This is a genomic window from Undibacterium sp. Ji50W (assembly GCF_049340445.1).
Lineage (GTDB): Bacteria > Pseudomonadota > Gammaproteobacteria > Burkholderiales > Burkholderiaceae_D > Undibacterium.
Window position 1 is genome coordinate 152,031 of the sequence record NZ_JBMPOX010000011.1, and the last position, 24,923, is coordinate 176,953.

At 51.6% G+C, this 24,923-nt stretch carries 22 protein-coding genes; 11 read left to right on the forward strand and 11 right to left on the reverse strand.

Translation table 11 applies throughout. The features are described from left to right. Positions 1-388: 388 nt before the first annotated feature. Genes dnaQ through ACO0K9_RS16770 form a run of 3 tightly spaced genes read right to left on the reverse strand, consistent with a single transcriptional unit; the run spans position 389 to position 3,510 of the window. On the reverse strand, positions 389-1,096 hold the full coding sequence (gene dnaQ / locus ACO0K9_RS16760) for a DNA polymerase III subunit epsilon (RefSeq protein WP_422986926.1): 708 nt from the start codon (positions 1,094-1,096) through the stop codon (positions 389-391). Between the two features lie 33 nt (positions 1,097-1,129). Beyond that, positions 1,130-2,539 (reverse strand): tRNA lysidine(34) synthetase TilS, encoded by a 1,410-nt coding sequence (gene tilS / locus ACO0K9_RS16765; RefSeq protein ID WP_422986928.1) that lies wholly within the window; start codon positions 2,537-2,539, stop codon positions 1,130-1,132. Continuing rightward, complete coding sequence (locus tag ACO0K9_RS16770) at positions 2,536-3,510, reverse strand: acetyl-CoA carboxylase carboxyltransferase subunit alpha (RefSeq protein WP_186945510.1); 975 nt, start codon at positions 3,508-3,510, stop codon at positions 2,536-2,538. Before ACO0K9_RS16770 ends, tilS begins: the two co-directional genes overlap by 4 nt. 617 nt (positions 3,511-4,127) lie before the next feature. On the opposite strand from ACO0K9_RS16770, the gene ACO0K9_RS16775 reads away from it, so the two are divergent. The 5 genes from ACO0K9_RS16775 to ACO0K9_RS16795 all read left to right on the forward strand — a co-directional run bounded on the left by ACO0K9_RS16775 (position 4,128) and on the right by ACO0K9_RS16795 (position 8,495). After that, positions 4,128-5,087, forward strand: a complete 960-nt coding sequence (locus ACO0K9_RS16775) for a L,D-transpeptidase Cds6 family protein (RefSeq protein ID WP_422986930.1) — start codon at positions 4,128-4,130, stop codon at positions 5,085-5,087. Between the two features lie 74 nt (positions 5,088-5,161). Continuing rightward, positions 5,162-6,355, forward strand: coding sequence for a L,D-transpeptidase family protein (locus ACO0K9_RS16780; RefSeq protein WP_422986932.1), 1,194 nt, complete (start codon positions 5,162-5,164; stop codon positions 6,353-6,355). Between the two features lie 85 nt (positions 6,356-6,440). Continuing rightward, positions 6,441-7,112 (forward strand): peptidylprolyl isomerase, encoded by a 672-nt coding sequence (locus ACO0K9_RS16785; RefSeq protein WP_422986934.1) that lies wholly within the window; start codon positions 6,441-6,443, stop codon positions 7,110-7,112. Between the two features lie 57 nt (positions 7,113-7,169). Further along, positions 7,170-7,658, forward strand: coding sequence for a peptidylprolyl isomerase (locus ACO0K9_RS16790; protein ID WP_422986936.1), 489 nt, complete (start codon positions 7,170-7,172; stop codon positions 7,656-7,658). Positions 7,659-7,688: 30 nt separating this feature from the next. Then, complete coding sequence (locus ACO0K9_RS16795) at positions 7,689-8,495, forward strand: UDP-2,3-diacylglucosamine diphosphatase (protein WP_422986938.1); 807 nt, start codon at positions 7,689-7,691, stop codon at positions 8,493-8,495. Here ACO0K9_RS16795 and ACO0K9_RS16800 read toward each other — a convergent pair. Beyond that, entirely contained in the window at positions 8,485-9,177 is a 693-nt protein-coding gene (locus tag ACO0K9_RS16800) for an ABC transporter ATP-binding protein (RefSeq protein ID WP_422986940.1), read from the reverse strand. The two genes, ACO0K9_RS16795 and ACO0K9_RS16800, sit on opposite strands and share 11 nt — an antisense overlap. 14 nt (positions 9,178-9,191) lie before the next feature. Here ACO0K9_RS16800 and ACO0K9_RS16805 point away from each other — a divergent pair, with 14 nt between their 5' ends. Both ACO0K9_RS16805 and mnmH read left to right on the forward strand, forming a co-directional pair. Further along, positions 9,192-9,845, forward strand: a complete 654-nt coding sequence (locus ACO0K9_RS16805; RefSeq protein WP_422986942.1) for an arylesterase — start codon at positions 9,192-9,194, stop codon at positions 9,843-9,845. A 3-nt stretch (positions 9,846-9,848) separates the two neighbouring features. After that, complete coding sequence (gene mnmH / locus ACO0K9_RS16810) at positions 9,849-10,913, forward strand: tRNA 2-selenouridine(34) synthase MnmH (protein WP_422986944.1); 1,065 nt, start codon at positions 9,849-9,851, stop codon at positions 10,911-10,913. A gap of 16 nt (positions 10,914-10,929) precedes the next feature. Here mnmH and ccoS read toward each other — a convergent pair whose 3' ends face one another. The 7 genes from ccoS to ACO0K9_RS16845 all read right to left on the reverse strand — a co-directional run bounded on the left by ccoS (position 10,930) and on the right by ACO0K9_RS16845 (position 17,188). Next, positions 10,930-11,073 carry a cbb3-type cytochrome oxidase assembly protein CcoS gene (gene ccoS, locus ACO0K9_RS16815; RefSeq protein ID WP_422986946.1) on the reverse strand — a complete coding sequence of 48 codons (144 nt, stop codon included), beginning with the start codon at positions 11,071-11,073 and terminating at the stop codon, positions 10,930-10,932. A gap of 3 nt (positions 11,074-11,076) precedes the next feature. After that, entirely contained in the window at positions 11,077-13,356 is a 2,280-nt protein-coding gene (locus ACO0K9_RS16820; RefSeq protein ID WP_422986948.1) for a heavy metal translocating P-type ATPase, read from the reverse strand. A gap of 4 nt (positions 13,357-13,360) precedes the next feature. Beyond that, a complete protein-coding gene (locus ACO0K9_RS16825) occupies positions 13,361-13,603 on the reverse strand; it encodes a heavy metal translocating P-type ATPase metal-binding domain-containing protein (RefSeq protein WP_422986950.1) in 243 nt (80 codons plus the stop codon). A 440-nt stretch (positions 13,604-14,043) separates the two neighbouring features. Next, positions 14,044-15,030 (reverse strand): S49 family peptidase, encoded by a 987-nt coding sequence (locus ACO0K9_RS16830; protein ID WP_422986952.1) that lies wholly within the window; start codon positions 15,028-15,030, stop codon positions 14,044-14,046. A gap of 14 nt (positions 15,031-15,044) precedes the next feature. Then, the gene (locus tag ACO0K9_RS16835) at positions 15,045-15,410 is read right to left on the reverse strand and encodes a Rieske (2Fe-2S) protein (protein ID WP_422986954.1); all 366 of its coding nucleotides are present in this window, start codon (positions 15,408-15,410) and stop codon (positions 15,045-15,047) included. A gap of 16 nt (positions 15,411-15,426) precedes the next feature. Then, positions 15,427-16,086, reverse strand: coding sequence for an HAD-IA family hydrolase (locus ACO0K9_RS16840; protein ID WP_422986956.1), 660 nt, complete (start codon positions 16,084-16,086; stop codon positions 15,427-15,429). Between the two features lie 88 nt (positions 16,087-16,174). Next, positions 16,175-17,188, reverse strand: a complete 1,014-nt coding sequence (locus tag ACO0K9_RS16845; RefSeq protein WP_422986958.1) for an RluA family pseudouridine synthase — start codon at positions 17,186-17,188, stop codon at positions 16,175-16,177. A 628-nt stretch (positions 17,189-17,816) separates the two neighbouring features. Between ACO0K9_RS16845 and ACO0K9_RS16850 the strand changes: the two genes are divergently transcribed. The 4 genes from ACO0K9_RS16850 (at position 17,817) to glp (ending at position 24,485) form a co-directional block, all read left to right on the forward strand. Next, positions 17,817-20,912 (forward strand): Rne/Rng family ribonuclease, encoded by a 3,096-nt coding sequence (locus tag ACO0K9_RS16850; protein WP_422986960.1) that lies wholly within the window; start codon positions 17,817-17,819, stop codon positions 20,910-20,912. Positions 20,913-21,285: 373 nt separating this feature from the next. Continuing rightward, on the forward strand, positions 21,286-22,410 hold the full coding sequence (gene moaA / locus ACO0K9_RS16855) for a GTP 3',8-cyclase MoaA (RefSeq protein ID WP_422986962.1): 1,125 nt from the start codon (positions 21,286-21,288) through the stop codon (positions 22,408-22,410). Positions 22,411-22,516: 106 nt separating this feature from the next. Continuing rightward, a complete protein-coding gene (mobA, locus tag ACO0K9_RS16860) occupies positions 22,517-23,128 on the forward strand; it encodes a molybdenum cofactor guanylyltransferase MobA (protein WP_422986964.1) in 612 nt (203 codons plus the stop codon). Positions 23,129-23,234: 106 nt separating this feature from the next. Next, positions 23,235-24,485, forward strand: coding sequence for a gephyrin-like molybdotransferase Glp (glp, locus tag ACO0K9_RS16865; RefSeq protein ID WP_422986998.1), 1,251 nt, complete (start codon positions 23,235-23,237; stop codon positions 24,483-24,485). Positions 24,486-24,923: the final 438 nt, after the last annotated feature.

Sequence of the window (24,923 nt, forward strand, 5' to 3'; positions counted from 1 at the left end):
TGACATTCGCAAAATAAAAATTTTACGAAAAAGTAGATTTTATTTTTTTTAGACCCCAGAACTAGCCGATCTAAAAATTACCATTAAAAACAATGACTTAAGAAAGAAAAGCTTTTTTGGCTTATCCTCTTATATTCATTAACGGCAGCAAATTCAGAAACTTTAGGGAATATTTAAAATTATTTTTAAATTCTTTCCATGGCTTCTTAACGGCCCCCGAAAGCAAAAACTTTAGGGTTCTTGCGAAATTTTTTCGAAAAAAAATCACCCGTTTGCAACAGGTGATTCATTTTTTGCAACTAATGTGATGAAAGTGACCTTATTTAATTATTATTAAAGCAATTAAATTTCTCATCAAAACAGTTCAGCTCTTTAAAAGATGTTTCCTCTACACCGTCGTGTGCCAGATACATTTGTCACGTAGCTGTTTATCTAGCCCATTCAACAACATTTCATGCTCATTGAGCTCATCGTCTGCGGCGACCAAAATAGCAATCTCACCCACCGGCTGATCTGAAATGACAAATTCCTGCACTTTGGGTGCATCATCGTCCGCCATGTCGATTTCAAAACTGTTTTGCCCACGAGACATTGCCAGAAAAACATCTGCCAACAATTCAGCATCCAGCAAAGCGCCATGCAATTTACGATGTGAATTGGATATCTCATACCGGCCGCACAAGGCATCCAGTGAATTTCGCTTGCCGGGGTGCAATTCCTTCGCTAATACCAGGGTATCGGTAATTGCCGGACACAGCTCCGAAAATGCCGGCAAATTCATCCTGGCCAATTCTGCATTCAGGAAGCCGACGTCAAACGGGGCGTTGTGTATGATGATTTCGGCATCTTTGACATAGGTGCAGAAAGCCGCTGCGATTTCAGCAAACTTGGGCTTGTCACTCAAAAACTCGGTCGTCAATCCATGCACTGCCAAAGCACCCTCTTCGGAATCGCGCTCAGGATTGATGTACATATGGAAATTATTGCCGGTTAATTTGCGATTTAGCAACTCTACCGCGCCAATCTCAATAATTCGGTCACCGTTTCGTGCATTCAGGCCGGTTGTTTCGGTATCCAAGACTATCTGTCTGCGCATTTTTACATCCTATCAATCGAAATAAGTTTTTTATTAGGGCGAGTGTAGTGCTGCATCAAATGCCCAGGACAAGCGTATGCACTGCCCTGCCTCTTTGGTGCAAAACCTGCTTTGCATGCCGACCCCGGCTGCAAATACCAAATCCTTGCCCACCGATAGATAAGGCAGTTTTTCACGCTGCCAAAATGGAATGCGCAAAGACTGGAAATGACTTTTCATATCACGGGTGGGGCGGTTTTCTGCCAGTTTAAGGCGCTCGCCGCCACGCCGCAAATGCAATGACAGTGTCTGTTGCTGCAACCACGCGGTCGCAATACCTTCATCACCAGCTTCAAAATACAGGGTACCGCCAAATTCAGGACAATGCATGGCAGCCTGACCACGCCATTCAATGTTCAGCGCCAGGTCTCGTACTGCATCCCTGTCTTGCGCATGTTCCAGATATACCCCACCCTGATGGCGATGGATGGCCCGGTTGTCATGATGCACGGTAATTTTTGCATCTTCACGGCCAGTAAATAACTGGCTTTGCATTTCTTTAAGCCGGGACGTGGTCGGCATGCGTATGCCAGCCTGGGCAAACCAGTAGCGGAACAGGTTGTCGCGACGGGCCTCGCTTAAAGCTTGCATGGCAGGCAGACTCAAGCCACCTTCAATTGCACATGCAGCCAAATCTTGCGCGGCCACCTCGATCAATACTTCCTGGGCAGACTGGAAATGAATGGCCGACCTGGCCAGGCGTTCAGAATAACCGGCAGATAGATTTTCAAGAACCGGCATCACCTGATGGCGAATTGCATTGCGCAGGTAACGCGGATCCGTGTTTGATTCATCCTCGATATGGGACAAGTTACTGGCAGCGGCATAGGCATCCAGCGCCGCCCTTTTTTCAGTCAGCAAGGGGCGCGCCAGCAATAGCTTGTCGGTACCGAACAGACTCTGCGCGCGATGACATTCATCCATGCCTGACATACCGGCGACACCACTACCTCGCAGCAATTGTAATAACAGGGTTTCTGCCTGGTCATCCTGATGATGGGCCGTCAGGATCAGGCCTATCTGCAGATGTTGTGCCAGTTGCCCCAGAGCGCGATAACGCCCTGCCCTGGCCGATGCTTCCACACCTTCGCCACCAGTCGTCGGAACCGTAATTTTTTCTGCCAGCAAGCGCACGCCATAAGCATCGCAAATCAATTGGCAATGCTGCAGCCATGCATCTGCATTCGGGCTTAAACCGTGATGTATGTGGAAGGCAAAAAGAGGATGCCCAAAGTGACGGCAATACCTGACTGCCAGATCGAGCAATACGGTGGAATCCAATCCACCGCTGAAAGCAACTGCAAGACCATTTGTTACGCCGTCCTGGCAGTTGCCTTTGATGATACTGCCAAGCTTCTCGAAAAATCGCTGTTCAAGAGCCAAGCTGCTGTGTTCCGCCTTCATTCAGCCGGTTTCGTTTCCTTAAACTTGCCATAGCTCATGAGTTTTTCATGGCGGGCAGCCAGCAAATCCTTGGTTTTTACCCCCTGGAACTGACGCAAGGTATCAGCCAGTGCACGTTTCACCAGCGCACACATCTGCTTGGGATCGCGATGCGCTCCGCCCAATGGTTCATTGACGATCTTGTCGATCAGGCCCATGGCCTTGAGTCTGTGCGCCGTCAGGCCCAGTGCCTCTGCTGCATCCGATGCGCGGTCAGAGGTCTTCCACAGGATGGAAGCGCAACCTTCTGGCGAAATCACAGAATAAGTGGCGTATTGCAGCATCAGCACCGCATCACCTACCGCCAGTGCCAGCGCACCGCCCGAACCACCTTCACCAATAATGGTGGTGATCAGTGGTACTTTCAGTTCAGCCATGACATACAGATTATGGCCAATTGCCTCGGACTGACCGCGCTCTTCAGCGTCGATACCAGGCCAGGCACCGGTAGTATCCACAAAAGTGAATACCGGAATATCAAATTTTTCAGCCAGCTTCATCAAGCGCATGGCCTTGCGATAGCCTTCGGGTCGAGGCATGCCAAAGTTGCGCAAGGCGCGTTCTTTGGTGTCCCGGCCTTTTTGATGGCCCATGACCATGCATGCCTGGCCATTGAACCTTGCCAAGCCGCCGACGATGGACAAATCATCAGAAAAACTGCGGTCTCCATGCAATTCATGGAAATCCGTAAACATCTGGTTAATATAATCGAGGGTATAAGGACGCTGAGGATGACGGGAAATCTGTGAAACCTGCCATGGTGTCAATTTGGCATAAATATCCTTGGTCAACATCTGGCTTTTTTTGGACAGGCGATCAATTTCTTCCGAAATATCGACAGCCGAGTCGTCTTGAACAAAACGCAATTCTTCTATTTTTGTTTCCAGTTCAGCAATAGATTGCTCAAAATTCAAAAATGTTGTCTTAGTCATCGTGCCTCCTTAACATCACACGAGTTTATAAAATTATCCAGATTCGCCTCTGATCTGTCTGCGCTTCATAGATACGCATACAGCAGTGCAACAGTCTGGATGATAGATAGCGCTATTGCCTGTGCGCTCTGTGGCGCACACAAATCATTGATATAAAAATATCTTTTTATCAATGCAATTTTGACCAATTGGTGACATATTCTTCCGACGGATCAGATTAGATATCAAAAACAGCTTCGCTGTCCAGTATTGCGGTGGAATTACAGTGGAATTGCGGTGGAAAATCGGGCCCGCCATGCGGTGCATCAGGTATCTTCTGCCGCCATTCTGTGTCAGCAGGCATTCAATTCCACTCTTTTACCAGCGTCCGGTTCTGCACTGCAGGTCTGCAAGCCAGTGAAAATTAAAATAAAGTAATTGCAACACGCTGTTTAAGCCTCAAACTAAGTCTCAAACGCCCAAGTCCAGCACTTATTTGATAAGATGGCGCATTTGCCAAAACTCAGTATACCATTGCTGCTTACATGTTCTGCCAAACTCCTATAAATCCAAGACCGAACACCATGCGCCACATTTTGAAAAGTGTCCTTACTTTATCCAGTCTGACATTACTGCTGATGTCTGCCACCGTTTACGCAGATGATGCCGCAGACGTTGGAAAGTTATTACGCGCAGGACAAATCAATGAAGCCATGCAAAAAGTGGATGCCGCACTGGCGCAACGCCCCAAGGATGCGCAGATGCGCTTCTTGAAAGGTTTGATACTGACAGAGCAAAACAAAACGGCAGAAGCCATTACTGTGTTTACAAAGCTGACAGATGATTATCCAGAGCTGCCAGAACCGTATAATAATTTAGCTGTTTTATATGCATCGTCGGGCCAGTACGACAAGGCGCGCGCTGCACTGGAAATGGCAATACGCACCAACCCTACCTATGGCACGGCGCATGAAAACCTGGGTGACGTGTATGCCAAGCTGGCCAGCCAGGCCTACGACAAGGCCCTGCAACTGGACTCTGGCAACAGCACGGCAAAGCTGAAACTGACGCTGGTACGTAACCTGGTCGGCAACGCAACTGGTGGCACCAATCCGAAAATTGCCGCCGCCCCTGCAACTACCGTACCCCAGACAACAGCTACAAAACCAATCACGGTAGCCGCAGCCAAACCTGAAGCAGAAACACCAAAAGCCGAAAAACCTGCCACCAAACCGACCCCGGCACCCGTGGCTGACCGGGATGAAGAAGATGTGCTGAAAGCTGTCGAAAACTGGGCCAAAGCCTGGAGCAACAAGGACACCAGCACCTACCTCAGCCATTACGCCAAAGACTTCCAGACGCCCAAAGGTGAAAGCCATAAGGCCTGGGCAGAAGAACGCCGCCTGCGGATTGAAGGCAAAGGCCGCATCAATGTCAAAATTGAAGCTGCCAAGATTAACGTGGATGGCAATACAGCAACAGCGAAATTCCGCCAGATTTATTCCTCTGATCAGTTGACTGCCAATAGCCGCAAGACCTTGAACATGGTCAAGCAGGATGGCAAATGGCAGATCAAACAGGAGCGTGCGGGTAGCTAATGTTTTTCGCTGTCACCTCTGATGCTCCGACCACAGGCAGGCTCGGAAAGCTTCTTATTTTGGCAATTTTTGCAATGGCAATAGTAGCGAACCTGGTTTCGCCGGCTATCGCCATGGCAAAATCACGCCCCACCAAAGTGGCTCCCGCCGAGATCAATCCCAATGCACCGGACCCGGATGCACTGCTGATTGAAGTCTACAAAAATCTTGCCGCCAACAATCTGCAAAAAGCACAAAGCAAGATCGACGCGCTGGTCGAAGCGTATCCGCATTTTCAGCTGGCGCACCTGATACAGGGCGATCTCTTGCTCATGCATACCCGGCCAGTTGCCAGCTTTGGTGCCGGTGCGGCGACCCAGCCCGACAAACTGAAAGACCTCAGGGATGAGGCAGCAGCAAGGATACGCTCCTACCGCGAACGTCCCGACCCCAACTTCATTCCGCGCGTCATATTGCAACTGCGCGATGACCAGAAGCAAGCCATCGTCGTGGATGCCCGCAAATCCCGCCTGTATGTCTATGAAAATAATGCAGGCCAGCCCAAGCTGCTGAATGATTTTTATATCAGCCAGGGCAAATTCGGCATCAACAAACTCAAGGAAGGCGATCAAAAGACGCCTATCGGTGTGTACTACATCACCAGCCGGCTGGCCGGTTCGAAATTGCCCAGCTTTTATGGCCCGGGTGCCCTGCCCCTGAATTACCCGAATGAATGGGACAAGCTGAATGGCCGTAATGGTTCCGGCATCTGGCTACATGGCATGCCGCCGGAAAGCTTCAGCCGCCCGCCACTGGCCTCAGACGGCTGCGTGGTACTGACCAATCCGGATTTTTTAAAAATTGCGGCCATGGTGGACATAGGCAAGACACCGGTGATCATTAGTGAGCATGTCGAATTCGTCAATCGCACCAAGTGGATAGCAGACAAGAATTTTGCAGTAAAACTGCTGGAAGACTGGCGTCTGGACATGGAAAGCCTGAATGCCAATCGCATCCTGAGCAATTATTCACGCAATTTCAAGACGATGCAGGGCGACAATCTGAATACCTGGTTTCCAAAGCAGCAGCAAAGCTGGGATAACTGGCATAATCCCAGCATAAGCCTGAAAGATGTAACGCACTTTCGTTACCCGGGCAAAGACGAGCTTATCGTCAGCACCTTTACCCAGGAAACCAGCAATGGAAAAAGCCGTAGCGCCATACGCAAACGTCAGTATTGGCTGAAAGAAGCGGCAAGATGGCGCATAATTTACGAAACAACGATCTGACAGAAGACTGGAACACAGATTTGGCTTAACAATACCTGATTCCTGGACTTAAACCACCCTGACTTTGCTCTCATCCGGACTAAATATGAAAATGCCAGCAATGCGATTCGCCAGTATCCTTAGTGTCATCCTGAGTGGCTGCCTGATGATGGTAGCAGTGACCGCCTCCGCCCAGGATCGTCCCAAGGTGTCATTGAAAACCACCATGGGTGAAATCGTGATCGAGCTCTACCCTGAGGCTGCGCCGAAAACGGTAGAGAACTTCATCAAGTATGTTAAAAATGGCCATTACAAAGGCACGATCTTTCACCGTGTGATCAATAATTTCATGATACAGGCCGGTGGCTACGACAAGGATTTAAAAGAAAAACCGACCAGCAAGACCGTACCCAACGAAGCCCGCCAGGCGCTTGATCATGGCCTGAAAAATGACTTGGGCACCATCGCCATGGCCCGCACCGACGATCCCAACTCTGCGACCTCACAATTTTTCATCAATACCCGGGTCAATGATTCCCTGGATCACCAGATACTGCCAGAAGGCAATCCGGTTGAATTCCAGCTGCGTGGCCAGAATATGAAAGAATCACGTGCCAATGCCCTGAAAATGACGGCTGGCTATACCCCGTTTGGCAAGGTCATACAGGGCATGGATGTGGTCGAAAAAATTCAAGCGGTAGAAACTGGTGAGGCAAAGATGATGCAGGATGTGCCAAACAAACCAATTATCATTCAAGCCGCGACCTTGTTAAAATAGATAAATCTTCAAGCTTTTTACAATACATCTTCAACCTTTTTGAAATGAAAGACTACCATGGCTGTTATTCTGACCACTAACTTCGGCGCTATCAAGATCGACCTGAACGAAGAAAAAGCACCAAAAACTGTCGCCAACTTCCTGGCCTATGTGGAATCTGGTCACTATAACGGCACCATTTTCCATCGCGTGATCGATGGCTTCATGATCCAGGGCGGCGGCTTTGAACCGGGCATGAACCAAAAATCCGCCAATGCACCTATCGAAAACGAAGCCAAAAATGGCTTGAAAAACGAGCGCTATTCCTTGGCAATGGCACGTACTGGCGACCCGCACTCTGCTTCTGCGCAGTTCTTCATCAATGCCGCGAACAACAGCTTCCTCGACTTTCCTGGCCAGGATGGCTGGGGCTACTGCGTATTTGGCAAAGTGGTTGAAGGTACTGAGATCGTTGACAAAATCAAAGGTGTAAAAACGACACGTACTGGCATGTTCCAGGACGTACCGGTTGAAAATGTCATCATCGAAAAAGCAGAAATCGTTTAAGACTGACTATTTCTCTCTATTTCTGCATCCATGATCGCTGACACCACCGCGCATCAGCAAAAAGCGCAACCAATCCTGGTTGCGCTTTTTGCTTCCGACACGCATTTGAATCCGGCATTGCCGAAGACCACGGAAATTTTCCTGGATTTCCTGCAACAGCATGCACGCCATGCACCCGCCCTGTACCTGCTGGGCGACCTGTTTGAATACTGGGTGGGCGATGACAATATTGCTGATCCCTATAACCAAATGATCGTGCAAGCCCTGCACACGCTGCACGAACACGGGGTACAGCTTTACTGGATAGGTGGAAATCGTGATTTCCTGATAGGCGAAGGTTTCGCAGCCGCTACCGGTGCCGTGCTGTTAGCCGACCCACATGTGCTGGAAGTCGCTGGCCAAAGAATTGCCATTACCCATGGTGACGCACAATGCACGGATGACCATGCGTATATGGAATTCCGGCAAAAGGTCAGACAAAGCGACTGGCAACAGGCTTTTCTTGCCATGCCACTGACACAGCGCAAAAGCATCATCGAAGGCTTGCGCACCGAAAGCAAGATGGAACAGAAACAAAAGTCCGTGGAAATCATGGATGTCAACAATACGGCCATCGCAGACCTGTTTTCGCAAACCCGGGCCACCACCCTGATACACGGGCATACCCACAGACCCGCCATCCATATCCATGATGGCCATGCACGACATGTGCTGGCAGACTGGGAATGTGATAGCACACCGCCCCGTGGCGGCTGGCTGGCGCTATACAGCGATGCCAGCATCCAGGCTTACCATCACGATGGCAAGCCGGTTACGACGACTGCCATCAATGATTGATTTCATCCCCACGCAAATGACCGGCACTGATCGTCAATACCCGGCCACAGCGTGCCGCAATCGACAGATCATGCGTTACCAGTACCAGGGTTGAACCACGTTCACGATTCAATTTGAACATCAGATTAATGATGGCATCACCGGTAACTGCGTCCAGGCTGCCGGTCGGTTCATCAGCAAACAGCAATGGCGGTTCTGTCACAAAAGCCCTGGCCAGCGCCACCCTTTGCTGCTCACCACCGGACAGGAACTTGGGATAATGCCGCAGGCGTGATGCCAGCCCCACTTGTTCCAGCATTTCTTCGGCCTTGGCACGAGCCTGTTTTTCACCCCGCAATTCCAGCGGCAGCATGACGTTTTCCAAAGCAGTCAGATGCATCAGCAACTGAAACGACTGGAAAACAAAGCCCAGTTTTTCCTTGCGAAACTGCGCCCGGCCATCTTCACTCAAAGCAAAAATATCCACGCCATCGAGGACGACACTGCCCTCTGTCGGTGTATCCAGGCCAGCCAGTATGCCCAGCAGAGTAGATTTACCAGAACCGGAAGCACCAACTATTGCAAGCGTTTGTCCGGCTTGCGCGGTAAAATCAATACCATTCAGGATGCTTAGTTCACCCGTTGCATCAGCCACGCGCTTAACTAAATGCTTCACTTCGATTGCCGCTTTATTTGATTCCATAAGGTTTTCTTTGTATGCTTCTTTTACGGTTCTTACTACGTCATGCGACAAGACATGTACAACAAGTCATTGTGCTCCTGGCTTTTGCAGTTTCAGCCTTGCCTGCTTATTCTGCATCAAAAACAGTAGTTGTGCTCGGTGACAGCCTGTCCGCAGAATATGGACTGACTCGCGGCAAGGGCTGGGTTGCCCTGCTGGAGCAAAGACTACAGCAAAAAAACATCCAGGCCACTGTCATCAATGCCAGTATCAGCGGCGACACCACCAGCGGTGGCAAAGCCAGGCTGGGACAACTGCTGGACAAACATCATCCCGACATTCTCATCATTGAGCTGGGTGGCAACGATGCCCTGCGTGGTCTATCACTTAGTGCCTCTGAAGCGAATTTCAAGGCCATGATAGATATGGCCAGGGCCAGCCGTGCGAAAGTCCTGCTGGTAGGCATGCGTATCCCACCCAATTACGGACCGGATTATTCCGAGCGCTTCTTTTCACTGTATGCCAAACTGGCGAAAAGCATGAACCTGGCCCTGGTCCCCTTCCTGCTCGAAGGCGTCGCTGAAAAAAACGAGTTATTCCAGGCAGACAGGATTCACCCGATTGCCGAAGCACACCCGCAGATACTGAACAATGTCTGGCCACACTTGCTGCCTTTACTGGGTAAATAAAGTATGAAATACCCTGAGATAGTGGAATTTGCAGATGTCTTGCAGCGCCGGGCGGAATTCGACACCATCATCGACGTACGCAGCGAAGCAGAATTTGCAGAAGACCATATTGCAGGTGCCATCAATTGCCCGGTGCTGGATAACCAGCAGCGCATCGTCGTCGGTACCATGTACAAGCAAACCGGCTCATTTGAAGCCAAGCGTCTGGGTGCGGCACTGGTGGCCAGGAATATTGCGCAGCACATAGAGGCCCGCTTTCTCGACCAGCCACGCGACTGGAAACCGCTGATTTATTGCTGGCGCGGTGGCAATCGCAGCGGTGCCATGGCACATATCTTTGCCCGCATAGGCTGGCCGGTAGCGCAACTGAATGGTGGCTACAAAGCCTACAGGCAGCATGTCAACCACAGCCTGATGAACGAGATTGAGCGTTTCCAGTGGCGCGTCTTGTGTGGCCCCACCGGCAGTGGCAAAAGCCATCTGTTGCGCAGCCTGGCAGCAGCCGGTGCCCAGGTGCTGGACCTGGAAGACATGGCAGCCCATCGCGGCTCTGTCCTTGGCAGCATCCCGGATTGTCCGCAACCTGCGCAAAAACAGTTTGAGAGCCGGATTTTCTGGCAACTGCAACAGTTCCATCCTCAGCAGCTGATTTTTGTGGAGGCAGAAAGCAAAAAAATCGGCGACATCAGAGTGCCGGAATTGTTGATGGATACCATACGCAAAGCACCCTGCATCGCGGTGCAAATGACGATAGAAAAACGGGTGGATTTGCTGATGCAGGAGTATGCGCACTTCATCCTGTCACCCGCCAGCCTGAACCAGCAACTGGATTTTTTGATCAGCCTGTATGGCAAGGAAAAAATTGCGACCTGGCGTCAATTAGCCACTACGGGTGAGCTTGCCTTGCTAGTAAAAAATCTGCTGGAACAGCATTATGATCCGGCCTATGCAAAATCAGTCAAGCGGAACTTTGCTGGTGCCGCCACGGCGACCGTGATACAGCAGCACGACATCACCGAATCGGATTTCACAGATTCCGCACGACAGATATTAGACAATATTGCATGAGTCGGTCGCCACAGTGTCAACCGTCAACATCATCGACGATGCGCTGGCCTTCCTGATCGAGTTCATCAAACTGATTGTGGCTGATCGCCCACCAGAATACCGCAGCTATCGCGAAGACAAGTACCAGACTGAGCGGAATCAGTAAATATAAAATATCCATACATCAAACCTGTTCCTGCAATATATGTTGGGGTTGCGGCACACGATATAGTCGCAAGGCATTCACTACCACGATCAGGGAACTCAGGGACATGCCCAGAGCAGCATGCCAGGGTTCCAGCAAACCACTGACTGCCGCAGGAATCGCAATCAGATTATAAAACACGGCCCACGCCAGGTTTTCGCGAATCAATGCAAAAGCCTTTGTTGCCAGCGTCAAACCAAAATCCAGGTCCAGCAAACGGTTCGACATCAGCAGCATGTCACTACGTGATTGCGAAATGGCAGTCCCTTGTCCCATGGCGACAGAGACATTTGCCAGCCCCAGGACAGGGCCATCATTCATGCCGTCCCCTACCATGACGACGATATGGCCAGCCGCCTGCAATTGTCGCACGGCTTCATACTTCCCGGCCGGGCTCAGGCCGGCACGGGCATCCTGAATATCGCATTGGGCAGCGACCCGGGCGACGACTTCCGCTCTGTCACCAGACAATAACAGGATTTTCTTACCCTTGTTTTTTAATTGACGAATGGCTGCGACAGCGTCATCACGCAAGATATCATCCAGGGCAAACAGCAGTAGCCCACCCGGCTCTGTCGCCAGCACTGCCAGCGTTTGCTGTTTCAATGCATCAGGAATATCCAGATGCGCACCAGCAAGTGCAAAACCGGGATTGCCCAGGCGATAGCATACACCGTTGACGACCGCCTCCAGTCCGGCTCCCGGTACTTCATGCAGATTGAGTAAATCAGGCACACCTGCAGATGCCTTGCCTGCCATGTGTGGTGCCAGGTAATCGGCTATCGCCCGCGAAACCGGATGGGTGGAGCGAGATGCCAGTGTGCAGGCAATCTGCCTGACGCGTTCATATTCATCTTCGCTGCCATCCTGTTGTTGCAGTGCCAGCACCTGGCTGACCTGCAATTTACCCAAAGTCAGCGTTCCGGTTTTATCAAATACGATATGCGTGGCTGACGCCATTGCCTGTATCGCGCGTGATTTGGTCAGCAGCACACCATTCTTCGCCAGTATGCCTATCGCTGCAGACATGACACCCGGGGTCGCCAGTGACAAGGCGCAAGGGCAGGTGACGACAATAATGCTGATGGCAATCCAGATCGCCCGCGCACTGTCGATATGCCACCAGACCAGCCCGCTGACTGCCGACAGCAACAAAATGATCAACAGAAAACGACTGGCATGTTTGTCAGCGAGTAAAACCAGCGGCGGCTTTTCCGATGCGGCAACTTCCATCATGGCAATCAGTTGGGACAGTTGTGTTGCACCTCCCACTTCTTGCGTCTGCATGACCAGCGCGCCACTGATATTGATGGCGCCGGCAATCAGTTTGCTGCCTATGGTTTTTGAGACCGGCAATGATTCCCCTGTCATCAGCGCTTCATCGCAAGCGCTATCGCCGGCAATCACCATGCCGTCGGCTGGAATATGTTCACCGGCAGCCACCAGCAAGCTGTCACCGACCCGCAAGGCGCTGATGTCTACCTGCTCGGTCTGTAGCTGTTGTGGGTAATCGATGAAACGCTGTGCCATGCCTGGCGTCAGTTGCGTCAGTATGCGCAGCGCTGCACTGGTTTTTTTCTGTACTTTGGATTCGATCAGGCGCGCACCAAGCAACAGAAACACAAACATGATGGCCGAATCAAAATACACGGCACCACCGGCAAATGTCGCCCATACACTGGCGAGGAAAGTACACAATATCCCCAGCGACACCGGCACATCCATGCCTATATGCCGGTTTTTAAGATCACGCCAGGCAGAACGAAAGAAGGGCATGGCAGAAAAACCGATCACCGGCAGGGTGATGATCATGCTGGCTATTTTCAACAGGCGATCCAGATCGGGAGTCAAATCACCGTCTATTTGCGGCACTGGTACCAAATAAGCTGGAAAGGCATACATCATCACTTGCATCATGGCAAACCCGGCGACAAACAGTCGCCACAATGCCATTCTGTGTTCTTTTTTCTCAAACTCATCTGGTGACTGGCTTGCTGGCAAGGCACCATAGCCCAGGTCCATGATGGCCGACAAAATGCGCTTCAGGGAAATGATGTCCGCATTCCAGGCGACTTCAGCCCTGTGACTGGCAGAATTAATTTTGAAGGAAGACACGCCCGGTAACTGACGTACACGAAATTCGATCAATTGCACACAGGCGGCACAACGCATGCCCGACAAATGCAGTTTTTCGTTCTCAAGTGCAAGCTTCACTTCGCTGGCACTTGTGGTGGTCGCGGCATTTACCAGAGTATTCATGGGGCTATCCAGCGCTGCTCAGGCTGGCCTTATTTTCCAGGTAGGCTTCGACCAGGTGGTTTTGTTCTATGGTCTGCAGTATCGCCAGACAGCCATGGCAGCACACCAATTGCGGGCTGCCATTGAACTTGACCGTCAAGGCATTGCGCTCGCGCATTGTTTCACTGCAATGAAAGCAGCTCAGCCTGGCCCCTGCCCGCCAGGACAAAAGACCGGTTTCCAGTCGCGATAAAAAAGCAAGTGCCATGGTTCCCCAGGAAATGGGACAGAATAGCTGAGATTCTATAAGAAAAGAAAATCCTGAGCTTGATCTATTTCAAGAAAGACGTTCACAAAAACAAGGGCGAAAAAAAACGGCAGCGTTGCACTGCCGTTCCTTTTACATCATGGATGCTACATAGCGAGGAGTCCGAGAAACCTCTGATCCGTCAACTACACGGATAAGCCCTGCACAAATTGTATGTCATTCCACTTCATTAATAACCGGCACACAAGACATTACCGGAGCTCAAATTCAATCCGCCTAGGATACAAAAAAGATTTTTGTATATCGACCTCCTTCTTTTGAACCAGTTACGCCCCTACTATAGGCCAAGCCGGAAACAAGAGAAAGAAAAAAATAACTATGCAAGCAGCGCTAGAGATTAAAGAAATCAACCAAACGAAATACCTGATTTTGCGACGACCTCAGCGTATATGCGGAACATTTCCCTTCAGCATCGTCGTCGCTGCACTGGAACCAATTGACGCGCCAAATTTTTTCAGCACACGTTCAGGCAAACCTTCTTTTTGCGTGTAATCGACGATATTCTCCACCTTGATCACGTCCCGCGCGACTGAATCCACAGAACCGAAATCATCGGCCAAACCCATTTGTACTGCCTTGGTACCGATCCAGAACAAACCGGAAAACATCTCTGGAGTTTCCTTCAGGCGCTGGCCACGACCGGTACGCACGGCATCAATAAACTGTTGATGGATTTCATTCAGCATGCCTTGGGAAAAAGCTTTCTGCTTTTCCGTCTGCGGTGAAAACGGATCCATGAAACCCTTGTTTTCACCTGCCGTCATCAGGCGGCGCTCCACGCCCAGTTTATCCATGATGCCGGTAAAACCGAAACCATCCATCAATACACCGATAGAGCCGACGATGCTGGCCTTGTTCACATAGATTTTATCTGCGGCCACGGCAATGTAATAACCACCGGATGCACAAATTTCATCGACCACGACATACAGTTTCTTCTCGGGATATTCTTTACGCAGCCGGCCGATTTCATCATTGATCATGCCAGCCTGCACCGGGCTACCGCCAGGGCTGTTGATACGCACCACCACCGCCACCGAACCAGGATCAGCAAATGCGCGATTCAATGCAGGAATGACGGTCTGGGCACTGCCACTACCTTCTGATTCTATAGTGCCGTCAATTTCTATCAGCGCAGTGTGGTGACCGAGGTTTTCCATTTCGCCGGTCGCATAATCACTGAAATAGTAAAAACCGAACATCACGACAAACAGCAATACAAATTTGAAGAAGATGCCCCAGCGCCGGCGCAACCTTTGTTCACGCAAGGCATCGGTTGCCAGCTTTTCCAGCAATTCCCGCTCCCAGTTCGGGCTTTTTTTGTCAGCCTCGGCAGCGCCGGTTGGATTCAATAATTGATCGTTCATAAGTATTTCCAGTTTCAGGCAATCACAGGCCGAATATAGTCATCCGGATGCCAATAAATTTGTCCGTCGACTTCACTGACATGAATTTTTCGCAGACGCCCGCCGCGACAGGGGCCGCCGGTGCAATAGCCGGTATCGGGCTGGTAAATGGCACCGTGGGTGGCGCACATGATGTAAAGACCGCTGGACTCCAGGAACTCGCCAGGATTCCAGTCCAGTTCAACCGGTACATGGGCGCAACGGTTCAGGTAGCCATGTACCGCGCCGCCATAGCGAATGACGAAACCGACTGCGTCATCACTGCCAGCAGTCAGGGGAAAGCGCACACCCTTGCCGCCTTCGATCAAATCACCAGACACACAAATAGATATCGCTGTCATCTGACTTTTACCTCACTCATGCATTGTCGCGTAACCAGTCACGCAACTGCGTCACGTTTTTCGCCGAGAACAGCGGATTCAACTCCAGCAAGGCAGCCGGGTCATGTGCACCGTACTCCACTGCAATCGCTGCGGCACCGGCATTGCTGGCCATCTGCAGATCATGTGTGGTATCACCTATCATGACCGTGCGGCGCATATCCTGCCCCAGCTCACGCGTCAATTCTTGCAGCATGGCAGGATGGGGCTTGGAAAACGTCTCGTCGGAACAACGGGTAGCGTCAAACACCGATGTCAGCTTGGCCGTATGCAGGGCGCGGCTTAAGCCTACCCGGCTGGCACCGGTCGCCACCGCCAGGAAATACCCATCCTGCGAGAGTTCGGCCAGCATTTCCCTGACACCCTCAAACAGGGGAAGCTCATGGTCCCTGGCCAGGAAGTGGTAACGAAAACGCTCTACCGCACGGGGATAGAATTTGGGGTCTATATCCGGCATGGCAACCTGTATGGCTTGCGGCAAAGCCAGGCCAATCACAAAAGATGCCACATCTTCCTTGGGGACAGGCAATCCTAAATCACGCGCTGCTGCCTGTATGCATTTGACGATGACGGCAGTGCTATCCATCAAGGTGCCATCCCAGTCAAATACAATTAAATCGAATTGCTTTTTTGCCATATTTTCAATAAAACGAATTCATTCCAGAATCCGTAACATGTTACTCATCAATAACGGCATAATACCATTATTAAACCATTAATATTTTTCAAGCCGGGGCCAGTGTTTTCAGGAAATTAAGGCATTCAGCAGGCAAAGGCGCGTTCACCGTTTGGGTCTTTCCTGATTCAGGATGGACAAAACTGATCTGATGCGCATGCAGGAACATCCTTTTCAAGGCTCCCCTCCCTTCGCCAGCCTTGAGCAAGGCACGGTTCAAGGCGAAATCCCCGTATTTATCATCCCCCGCGATGGCAAAGCCACTGGCGGACAGGTGCACACGGATCTGATGCGTACGACCGGTCTTCAGTTCGGCTTCCAGCAAGGCAAAGTCACGGTATTTCTTTTGCAGCGAAAACACCGTGTGTGAAGGCATGCCATCGGCTTGCACCCGTACCCGACGCTCGCCATCGGCGGTTGTATACTTGTGCAATGCCAATTTGACATGCTGACGCGCATTCTTCCAGTTACCGCTTACCAGTGTCAGATATCGCTTGTCAGTCACACCATCCCGCATTTGTTCATGCAAATTCGTCAACGCTGTACGTTTTTTTGCCAGCAAGAGTATGCCCGAGGTTTCCCTGTCCAGCCGGTGTACCAGTTCCAGGAACTTGGCATCTGGCCTGGAAGCCCGCAACTGTTCGATCACGCCATAGCTGACACCTGAACCACCATGCACGGCAACACCGGCCGGCTTGTCGATAATGAGCAAGAAGTTATCTTCAAACAGAATGGGAAATTCTTGCTTGGGTGCGGTCTGCTCTGTTGCTTCTGCCATGCGTATCGGCGGAATACGGACAACATCGCCCTCCACCAGTCGGTAAAGCTGGTCGATACGGCCTTTGTTGACACGCACTTCGCCCGATCGCAATACGCGATAAACATGACTTTTTGGCACGCCTTTACAGATGCGCAGTAAGAAATTGTCAATACGCTGCCCTGCCTCTTCTTCAGAGATCGTGAGCAACTGTACTTTGGGTTGGGATACCGAAGGCTGCTGAGGGGAAGGCTTTTCCATCTGAATTTGATGTGCTCCCCTATTAATTGTCGCTAAGTCCTTCATTTTGAATATATAATTGTTTTCGCTTCAGCATTTATGCTTTTAGCAGTGTAAGAGGAATAAACGACTATTTTACACAGGGGCATGTCCATCGGCCTCGCCTGTTTGCAAATTTGATGGAAAAGATGTGTATGCAGCGTCGTTTACCTGTCAGGGTAACAGCCAATTGTTGTTATCGGGCATGGACCACGAGGTTGGATCAGAGAGTTTGAATTGTAAGGATAAGTCTGGCAAGAGATGCTGGTTTAATTATGAAACAGCATGCTTGCCGGTTGACAGTGATGGTAAACGGGGCGATTCCGTCAGACACAACAAAATAAGATGGTCTGACATCAAAGTTGCTCATCGCCTGGCGTTGTCACTGGTTGTTGTACACAGCGACCAAGTCAGACAACGCGGGGGACATGTGCACTCGTGCTTTCTTTACCCTGACTGTCCGCGCCCAGCGCAAAACAGATGCCCGGTTTTATTCAGCATGGCAATGATCTTGCCGTAGCTGGTTCCGCCCTGCTTTGTCTCAGGCATTTCCCGCCCCCTCAAACACTCCGTTCCCGCGTACATCCCGTATCAGCACAGTTGTCATCTCTGAAAGATGACAGCACAAGATGACCACCAGGTCACGGAGTAAAACATGAAACGTATGCTGTTCAATGCGACGCAGCAAGAAGAGTTGCGCGTTGCCATTGTCAATGGGCAAAAGCTCATCGACATTGATATCGAGACTGCCGGTCGCGAACTGCGCAAGTCCAATATCTACAAAGGCGTGATCACTCGTATCGAGCCTTCCCTTGAAGCCTGTTTCGTCAATTATGGCGAAGAACGTCACGGCTTCCTCCCCTTCAAAGAAGTTGCCCGTACCTATTTTAAAGAAGGCGTGGACGTACGCAATGCTTCCATTAAAGAAGCGCTGCGCGAAGGCCAGGAAATCATGGTCCAGGTCGAAAAAGAAGAACGCGGCAACAAGGGCGCAGCCCTGACCTCGTTCATCTCCCTCGCTGGCCGTTATCTGGTTTTGATGCCAAACAACCCGCGCGGCGGTGGTGTTTCCCGTCGCGTCGAAGGTGAGGATCGCCAGGAATTGCGCGAAACCATGGACAAACTGGACTTGCCAGGCGGTATGTCCGTGATTGCCCGCACTGCTGGCATAGGCCGCAATGTTGACGAATTGCAATGGGATTTGAATTACCTGATGCAACTCTGGCGCGCGATTGAAGGTGCCGGTAAATCCTCCCCGGGTGCTTTCCTGATTTATCAGGAGTCTTCCCTGGTAATCCGCGCCATCCGCGATTATTTCCAGCCGGACATTGGTGAAATCCTCATCGATACCGATGAAATTTATGAGCAGGCTCAGCAATTCATGAGCCACGTTATGCCCGACATGGTGCATCGCGTTAAACGTTACAGCGATGATGTACCGCTGTTCTCGCGTTTCCAGATCGAACACCAGATCGAAACGGCCTATTCCCGTACGGTACCACTGCCATCCGGCGGCGCGATCGTTATCGATCACACTGAAGCACTGGTGTCGGTGGACGTCAACTCGGCCCGCTCCACCCGTGGCGGCGATATCGAGACGACAGCATTCAATACCAATCTGGAAGCCGCTGAAGAAGTAGCGCGCCAGTTGCGTTTGCGTGACTTGGGTGGTTTGATCGTGATCGATTTTATCGACATGGAAAACGCCAAGAACCAGCGTGAAGTTGAAACCCGTCTGAAAGATGCCCTGCGCTATGACCGCGCACGCGTACAAATGGGCAAGATTTCCCGCTTTGGCCTGATGGAATTGTCACGCCAGCGTCTGCGCCCTTCCCTGTCTGAAGGCAGCCATGTGACTTGCCCGCGCTGTAACGGCACTGGCCATATCCGCGATACTGAATCTTCTGCCCTGCAAGTCCTGCGTATCATCCAGGAAGAGGCCATGAAGGAAAACTCGGCAGCTATCCATGTCCAGGTTCCTGTCGACGTAGCCGCTTTCCTGCTGAATGAAAAACGTGGCGAGATCCTGAAGATAGAAACGCGTCACCGCGTGACTGTCATCCTGATCCCGAACAAGCATCTGGAAACCCCGCATTACAAGCTGGATCGCCTAAAAAATGACGACCCACGCCTGGAAGACCACCACGCCAGCTATGCCATGGCTGAGCAGGCAGATACCGACATCGGCTACAGCAAGCGTCAAAAAGAAGACATCAAGCCACGTCAGGAAGCCATGGTCAAAAGTATCACTCCTGACACTGCGCCTATCGTCGAACGCAAGGAAGTCGTTGCGCCTGTGCTTGCAGCACCGGTCAGCGCGCCTGCCGCGCCGGGCTTCTTCAGCAAAATGTTTGGCTTCCTGTTTGGCAAGTCCGAAGCACCTGCTGCAGTAGAAGCGCCAGAACAGGCTGAAGAAAAAGCCAATGGCCGCGATCGCAATGCACGCAATCCGCGCAATACCCAGCGCAATCGCAATAGCCGTCGCAACCGCGACCGTGAAGAGCGCGAAGACCGTCCGACACGCGCTGAAAAGCCTGAGCAAGAAGCAGCAAAACCTGCAGCAGCCGCTGAAAACGCACGTCCACCTAAAGCTGCCAAAGCACCACGTGAAGAGCGTGAACCGCAAGAAAGCCGCCGTGAACGCCAGCAACGCCAGCGCGATGAACGCAAGGAAAACCAGCCGCAGGAAGCCAAGGCAGAAGACGCTATCCAGAAACATACTGACCCGGTTCCTGTCGAAGTCATGCCTGCCAATGCACAACTGGAAGCCCTGGAACCAGGTGCTGAAAATGACAATAGCGAGCAAGGTGAAGAACGCCGTCGTCGTCGTCGTCGTGGTGGCCGCAACCGCAATCGCCGCGACCGTGACGGTAATGAGCTAGTCAATGAACAAGGCGAATTGCCAATTGATGCAGCGGGCGAAACAACAGAAGCTACGCAACTGGACCATACTCAGCCTGCTCAGCCGACTCAGCCTGTTCATCTGACACAGCCAGCCATAGTAGCTGAACCTGCAGTGCTGGCAGAACCAGTGGCAGCACCGGTTGCCACCCCTGTAATTGCCCATGTAATCGCCCCTGTGGTCACAGAGATTACCCCAGTTGCAGCGCCGGCGGCAGTTTCAGCACCGGCTGCAGTAGCAGTGCTTGAGACAGCCGCACCGGCAATATTTACCGCTGCGCCAGTTCAGGTAACAGATACCACTGTTGCTACAGCACCTGTTATCAGCACACCTGAACCAGTAGTTGTCGCTGAAACAGTGGTTGCCAGCATGCCGTCTTTTAGTTCGGGTATGGGTTCGGACATCAGCTCCGGTGTCAGCAATGACACACTGGATGCGATTCCAGATGTCCCAGATGTCGCTGCAGTCACAGTTGTTGCGCCTGCACCGGTGGTGGAAGTTGTGGAAGTTGCTCCGGTTGTGGCAGTTGCTCCAGTAACTGAAGTGGTAACTATTGCAGCGACTCCAACAGCACCAATCGCTGCAATAGCAGCAGTGGTTGCCGATGCACCAGCACCGGCAAGTTATTCTGGCAAGGCAAGCGTTCCAGCCGCAGCCATGCCTGTGGAGAGCCTGCATTCCATGTTGAAAGAAGCAGGACTGGAACTGGCAAGTACTGACCCGGTCAAACTGCAGGCAGCGCAGGAAAGTGCACAGAAATTTGTGCCCCCTGCACGCGTTCCACGCGAACGCAAGCCTCTGCCCGTCAGCAATGATGAGCCCTTGGTCATGGTGGAAACACGACATTAGGCTACAGCAACAGGCATTAAAAGAAAAACCGGCAATTCATTTGAATTGCCGGTTTTTTTATTGTCTTCCAAATCAACGCTCTCCAGATCAGTCGCAAAACAGCCGCAAAACAGTAGCAAAACGCAAGACTTTGCCAGTCGTGCTATTGTTAAGGGATAAGCTTGTTTATGCCAATACGCCTTAGAACCTGTTTACTATCTTAAGCGCGGGCGCAATCGGAGTCCACGCGGGGCTCATGCGCTGCTCAAAATGCTCATGGTCTTAGAGTACATTCCGCTTTTTGCGCGGCGTTTTTGTTACTCTTACCCCGCTGACGCTCGCTCGCTACAGATCGTAATCAGGTTCTTAGTAACACTTCACACCAGATAACACCATGACGGAAAAATTTATTCCGCTGACAGACTTCAGGCAATTTACATCCAGTCTGGCGATACCCGATCAGTTGCAGGCACCAGATGGCCAATTGCTGGACACACTTGCCAGGCCGCTGCATGATTTGCGTATTTCAGTCACCGACCGCTGCAATTTCCGCTGCGTGTACTGCATGCCCAAGGCAGTGTTTGATAAAGATTACCAATATCTGCCGCATCACGCCTTGCTGAGTTTTGAAGAAATTTATCGTATCGCCAGCATTTTTGTCGCCCATGGCGTGAATAAAATCCGCCTGACAGGTGGCGAACCTCTGTTGCGCAAAAATATAGAAAAACTCATCGCACTGTTGGCCAGCTTGCGTACACCAGATGGCCAACAACTTGACCTGACCCTGACCACCAATGGCTCTTTGCTGGCGCGCAAGGCCCAGAGCCTGAAAGATGCCGGCCTGACCAGGGTCAGCGTGTCGCTGGATGCGCTGGATGATGGCGTTTTCAGGCATATGAATGATGTGGATTTTTCTGTATCCGAAGTATTGGAAGGTATCGCCGTAGCAGAAAAAGTGGGGCTGGGTCCGGTCAAAGTCAATATGGTTGTCAAAGCCGGTGTCAATGATCAGGAAATCGTGCCCATGGCGCGTTATTTCCAGCGCAGCGGGCAAATCCTGCGCTTCATCGAATACATGGATGTAGGTGCATCAAATGGCTGGCAGATGAATGAAGTGATTCCTTCTGCCGAAATCATCCGGCGCATCCAGGGTGCCGGTATGCCGCTCACCCCGCTACAGGCCAACTACAAGAGTGAGACGGCAAAACGCTGGCGTCATGCAGAGGGCGGTGCTGAACTCGGTTTGATATCCAGCGTTACCCAGACATTTTGTGGTGATTGCACGCGCGCCAGGCTGTCGACGGAAGGCAAGCTCTACACCTGCCTGTTTGCTAGCCAAGGCCATGATCTGCGAGCCTTGCTGCGCGCCCCTGATCAACATTCCGACCTGGCAATTGCAAATGTCATCGCCAGCATCTGGCACAAGCGCAGCGACCGCTATTCGGAACTGCGCAGCCAGCAAACCGATACCGGCAGCGCGACTCGCAAGAAAATCGAGATGTCGTATATTGGTGGCTAAAACAAACGGCCGAAATCAGTGGTTAAAATAGCCAACTAAAAGTAGTTGCCGATGGTGGATAATACCGGCATAAGGACTTTGCCAACCCTGTTTTGCCATGCCCGCTATGACACCCATCGATAAAAACCTGATTACCGGACTGATACTTGCAGGCGGCCGTGGCACGCGCATGGGCACAGTGGACAAAGGTCTCCAGCATTGTCGTGGACAAACACTGGTGCAGCATGTTTTGCAGGCGCTGTCAGTACAGACCGGCAAGATCATCATCAATGCCAACCAAAATCTCGACATTTATCAAGGTTTTGGGGTACCGGTCGTATCTGACCTGATCACCGGATTTGCCGGGCCGCTAGCCGGTTTGCAGGCTGGCCTGCAAGCTTGTACCACGCCCTATCTCATTTGCGTACCTTGCGACTCACCGATGCTGCCGCTCGACCTGGTTAGCCGTCTGGCCCTGACCCTGCTCAATGATGGCTGTGATGCCACCGTAGCCGTCACGATGGAAAATCTGGATGGCGTTTTAAAAAAACAATCTCATCCTGTTTTTTCCCTGATGAAAACCAGCGTGTCAGCTCAATTGAATACTTACCTGCAAAATGGCGGGCGCCGCTTCAATGACTGGCACGGCAGCCTGAATACGAGTGAAGTATTGTTTGAAGACAATGATGCCTTCCGCAATATCAATACACTCAAAGAATTACAGGACCTGGATCACTGACATGCCCTTTATCAAGACTATCAAGGCCACCAATGCCACCAACGCCACTAATGCTACTGATGCCACCAAGGCCGTCAACATAGGCCTGCAAGCTATCCTTGCTGCCATGCCCGAATACGACCCCCATGCCATCACCGTAGAGCAGGCTCAGGCCATCATCGCGCTGTGCATACAACCGCTGCACCTTACTGAACCATTGCCACTGCGTCAGGCACTGGGGCGGGTATTGGCAGAGGACATCATCTCTACCATGAATGTACCGGCCCATGACAATTCCGCCATGGATGGTTTTGCTTTTCGTGGCGCAGATTTAACTGCCGGACAAGACAGGCAATTGCGTATCGTCGGCACTGCCCTTGCCGGACGTGCCTACCAGGGCCAAATTAATCAGGGTGAATGCATACGCATTACCACTGGCGCTGTCATGCCCGTTGACTGTGATACGGTGGTTCCGCAAGAGCTGATCACTGCCAGTAGCGATAGCCACGTCACCATCCCTGGCGGCAAACTGCGGGCTGGTGACAATCGTCGCCTGAAAGGAGAAGACCTGGCCATCGGCAAAACCGTGATCAGCAAAGGCCGGATACTGAAACCGGCTGATCTAGGCTTGCTGGCGTCGTTGGCGATCGCCGAAGTGGCAGTACAAAGACGGCTGCGGGTTGCCTTTTTTTCTACCGGGGACGAATTACGCTCGCTGGGAGAACCACTGGATGAAGGCTGCGTCTATGACAGTAATCGCTATACCTTGTTTGGAATGCTGACCAGACTGGGTTGCGAAGTCATCGACATGGGCGTAGTGAAAGATAATCCCGATGCGCTGGAAGCAGGCCTGCGCCAGGCATGTGAAAGTGCAGATGCGATCATCACTTCTGGTGGCGTATCTGCGGGTGCTGCTGACTACACCAGGGAAATCATGGCGAAACTAGGGCAGGTGGCTTTCTGGAGCGTCGCCATGCGGCCCGGCCGCCCGCTGGCATTTGGCCAGATTGCCTCCAATGGCAAAAGTGCCTGCCTGTTTGGCTTGCCAGGCAATCCGGTGGCCGTCATGGTGAGTTTCTACTTCTTCGCCCGCCAGGCACTGCACCGCTTGATGGGGGCCGACGTCCCTGCCCTGCCCCTGATACCGGTAGCTGCAGCAGAAACCATACGCAAGCGCCCCGGCCGCACGGAATTCCAGCGCGGCATACTGACCAGCACGGAAAATGGCGAACTGCGTGTCAGCGTGACTGGCTCGCAAGGTTCGGGTATATTGCGCTCCATGTCAGAAGCCAATTGCATGATTGTTTTGCAACATGACCAAACCACCGTGCTGCCCGGTGAAAAAGTCCATGTTCTATTGTTTGACGGACTGCTATAGGTAACTTGGGCAAGTTGCCCCCTAAAGCGCAGCTTCAAGGCCTGAAGATGTAAATCGCAAGTATAAAAAAGTAACAGACGCTTACATTCTGGTGACATTACTCGCCAGCAAAGTACAATTATCGATTTAAACATTACTGGAGAACAGTTTGAAAGCTTTATCATGGATATTGGGTGCCTGCGCATCCCTCGCATTGCTTGCGGGCTGTGGCGGTGGTGGCTCTTCCAGCACGACAACGACACCCACATCAACTACCGTTAGCGTCAGCGCAGTCGCCACAGACCAGTTGGTGTACCGCAAAATCACCAATTTCACGATTACCGGACAAAACCTGGATAAGGGCATCAATGCCAGCATCACTGGCTGTCTGAAAGTGACAGAACTGGCTGGCAGCACGGCTACTCAAAAGGTCTTGTCATGCAAGATCATCGCAGCAGG

Bases quoted from the DNA above. Each gene is read 5' to 3' on its own strand.
- ACO0K9_RS16825 (WP_422986950.1), bottom strand. From the start codon at position 13,603: ATGGCACTTGCTTTTTTATCGCGACTGGAAACCGGTCTTTTGTCCTGG.
- ACO0K9_RS16770 (WP_186945510.1), bottom strand. From the start codon at position 3,510: ATGACTAAGACAACATTTTTGAATTTTGAGCAATCTATTGCTGAACTG.
- ACO0K9_RS16830 (WP_422986952.1), bottom strand. From the start codon at position 15,030: ATGAACGATCAATTATTGAATCCAACCGGCGCTGCCGAGGCTGACAAA.
- ACO0K9_RS16780 (WP_422986932.1), top strand. From the start codon at position 5,162: ATGGCAATAGTAGCGAACCTGGTTTCGCCGGCTATCGCCATGGCAAAA.
- ACO0K9_RS16840 (WP_422986956.1), bottom strand. From the start codon at position 16,086: ATGGCAAAAAAGCAATTCGATTTAATTGTATTTGACTGGGATGGCACC.
- mnmH (WP_422986944.1), top strand. From the start codon at position 9,849: ATGAAATACCCTGAGATAGTGGAATTTGCAGATGTCTTGCAGCGCCGG.
- dnaQ (WP_422986926.1), bottom strand. From the start codon at position 1,096: ATGCGCAGACAGATAGTCTTGGATACCGAAACAACCGGCCTGAATGCA.
- ACO0K9_RS16785 (WP_422986934.1), top strand. From the start codon at position 6,441: ATGAAAATGCCAGCAATGCGATTCGCCAGTATCCTTAGTGTCATCCTG.
- ACO0K9_RS16845 (WP_422986958.1), bottom strand. From the start codon at position 17,188: ATGAAGGACTTAGCGACAATTAATAGGGGAGCACATCAAATTCAGATG.
- moaA (WP_422986962.1), top strand. From the start codon at position 21,286: ATGACGGAAAAATTTATTCCGCTGACAGACTTCAGGCAATTTACATCC.
- mobA (WP_422986964.1), top strand. From the start codon at position 22,517: ATGACACCCATCGATAAAAACCTGATTACCGGACTGATACTTGCAGGC.
- ACO0K9_RS16820 (WP_422986948.1), bottom strand. From the start codon at position 13,356: ATGAATACTCTGGTAAATGCCGCGACCACCACAAGTGCCAGCGAAGTG.
- tilS (WP_422986928.1), bottom strand. From the start codon at position 2,539: ATGAAGGCGGAACACAGCAGCTTGGCTCTTGAACAGCGATTTTTCGAG.
- ACO0K9_RS16850 (WP_422986960.1), top strand. From the start codon at position 17,817: ATGAAACGTATGCTGTTCAATGCGACGCAGCAAGAAGAGTTGCGCGTT.
- glp (WP_422986998.1), top strand. From the start codon at position 23,235: ATGCCCGAATACGACCCCCATGCCATCACCGTAGAGCAGGCTCAGGCC.
- ccoS (WP_422986946.1), bottom strand. From the start codon at position 11,073: ATGGATATTTTATATTTACTGATTCCGCTCAGTCTGGTACTTGTCTTC.
- ACO0K9_RS16790 (WP_422986936.1), top strand. From the start codon at position 7,170: ATGGCTGTTATTCTGACCACTAACTTCGGCGCTATCAAGATCGACCTG.
- ACO0K9_RS16800 (WP_422986940.1), bottom strand. From the start codon at position 9,177: ATGGAATCAAATAAAGCGGCAATCGAAGTGAAGCATTTAGTTAAGCGC.
- ACO0K9_RS16795 (WP_422986938.1), top strand. From the start codon at position 7,689: ATGATCGCTGACACCACCGCGCATCAGCAAAAAGCGCAACCAATCCTG.
- ACO0K9_RS16775 (WP_422986930.1), top strand. From the start codon at position 4,128: ATGTCTGCCACCGTTTACGCAGATGATGCCGCAGACGTTGGAAAGTTA.
- ACO0K9_RS16835 (WP_422986954.1), bottom strand. From the start codon at position 15,410: ATGACAGCGATATCTATTTGTGTGTCTGGTGATTTGATCGAAGGCGGC.
- ACO0K9_RS16805 (WP_422986942.1), top strand. From the start codon at position 9,192: ATGCTTCTTTTACGGTTCTTACTACGTCATGCGACAAGACATGTACAA.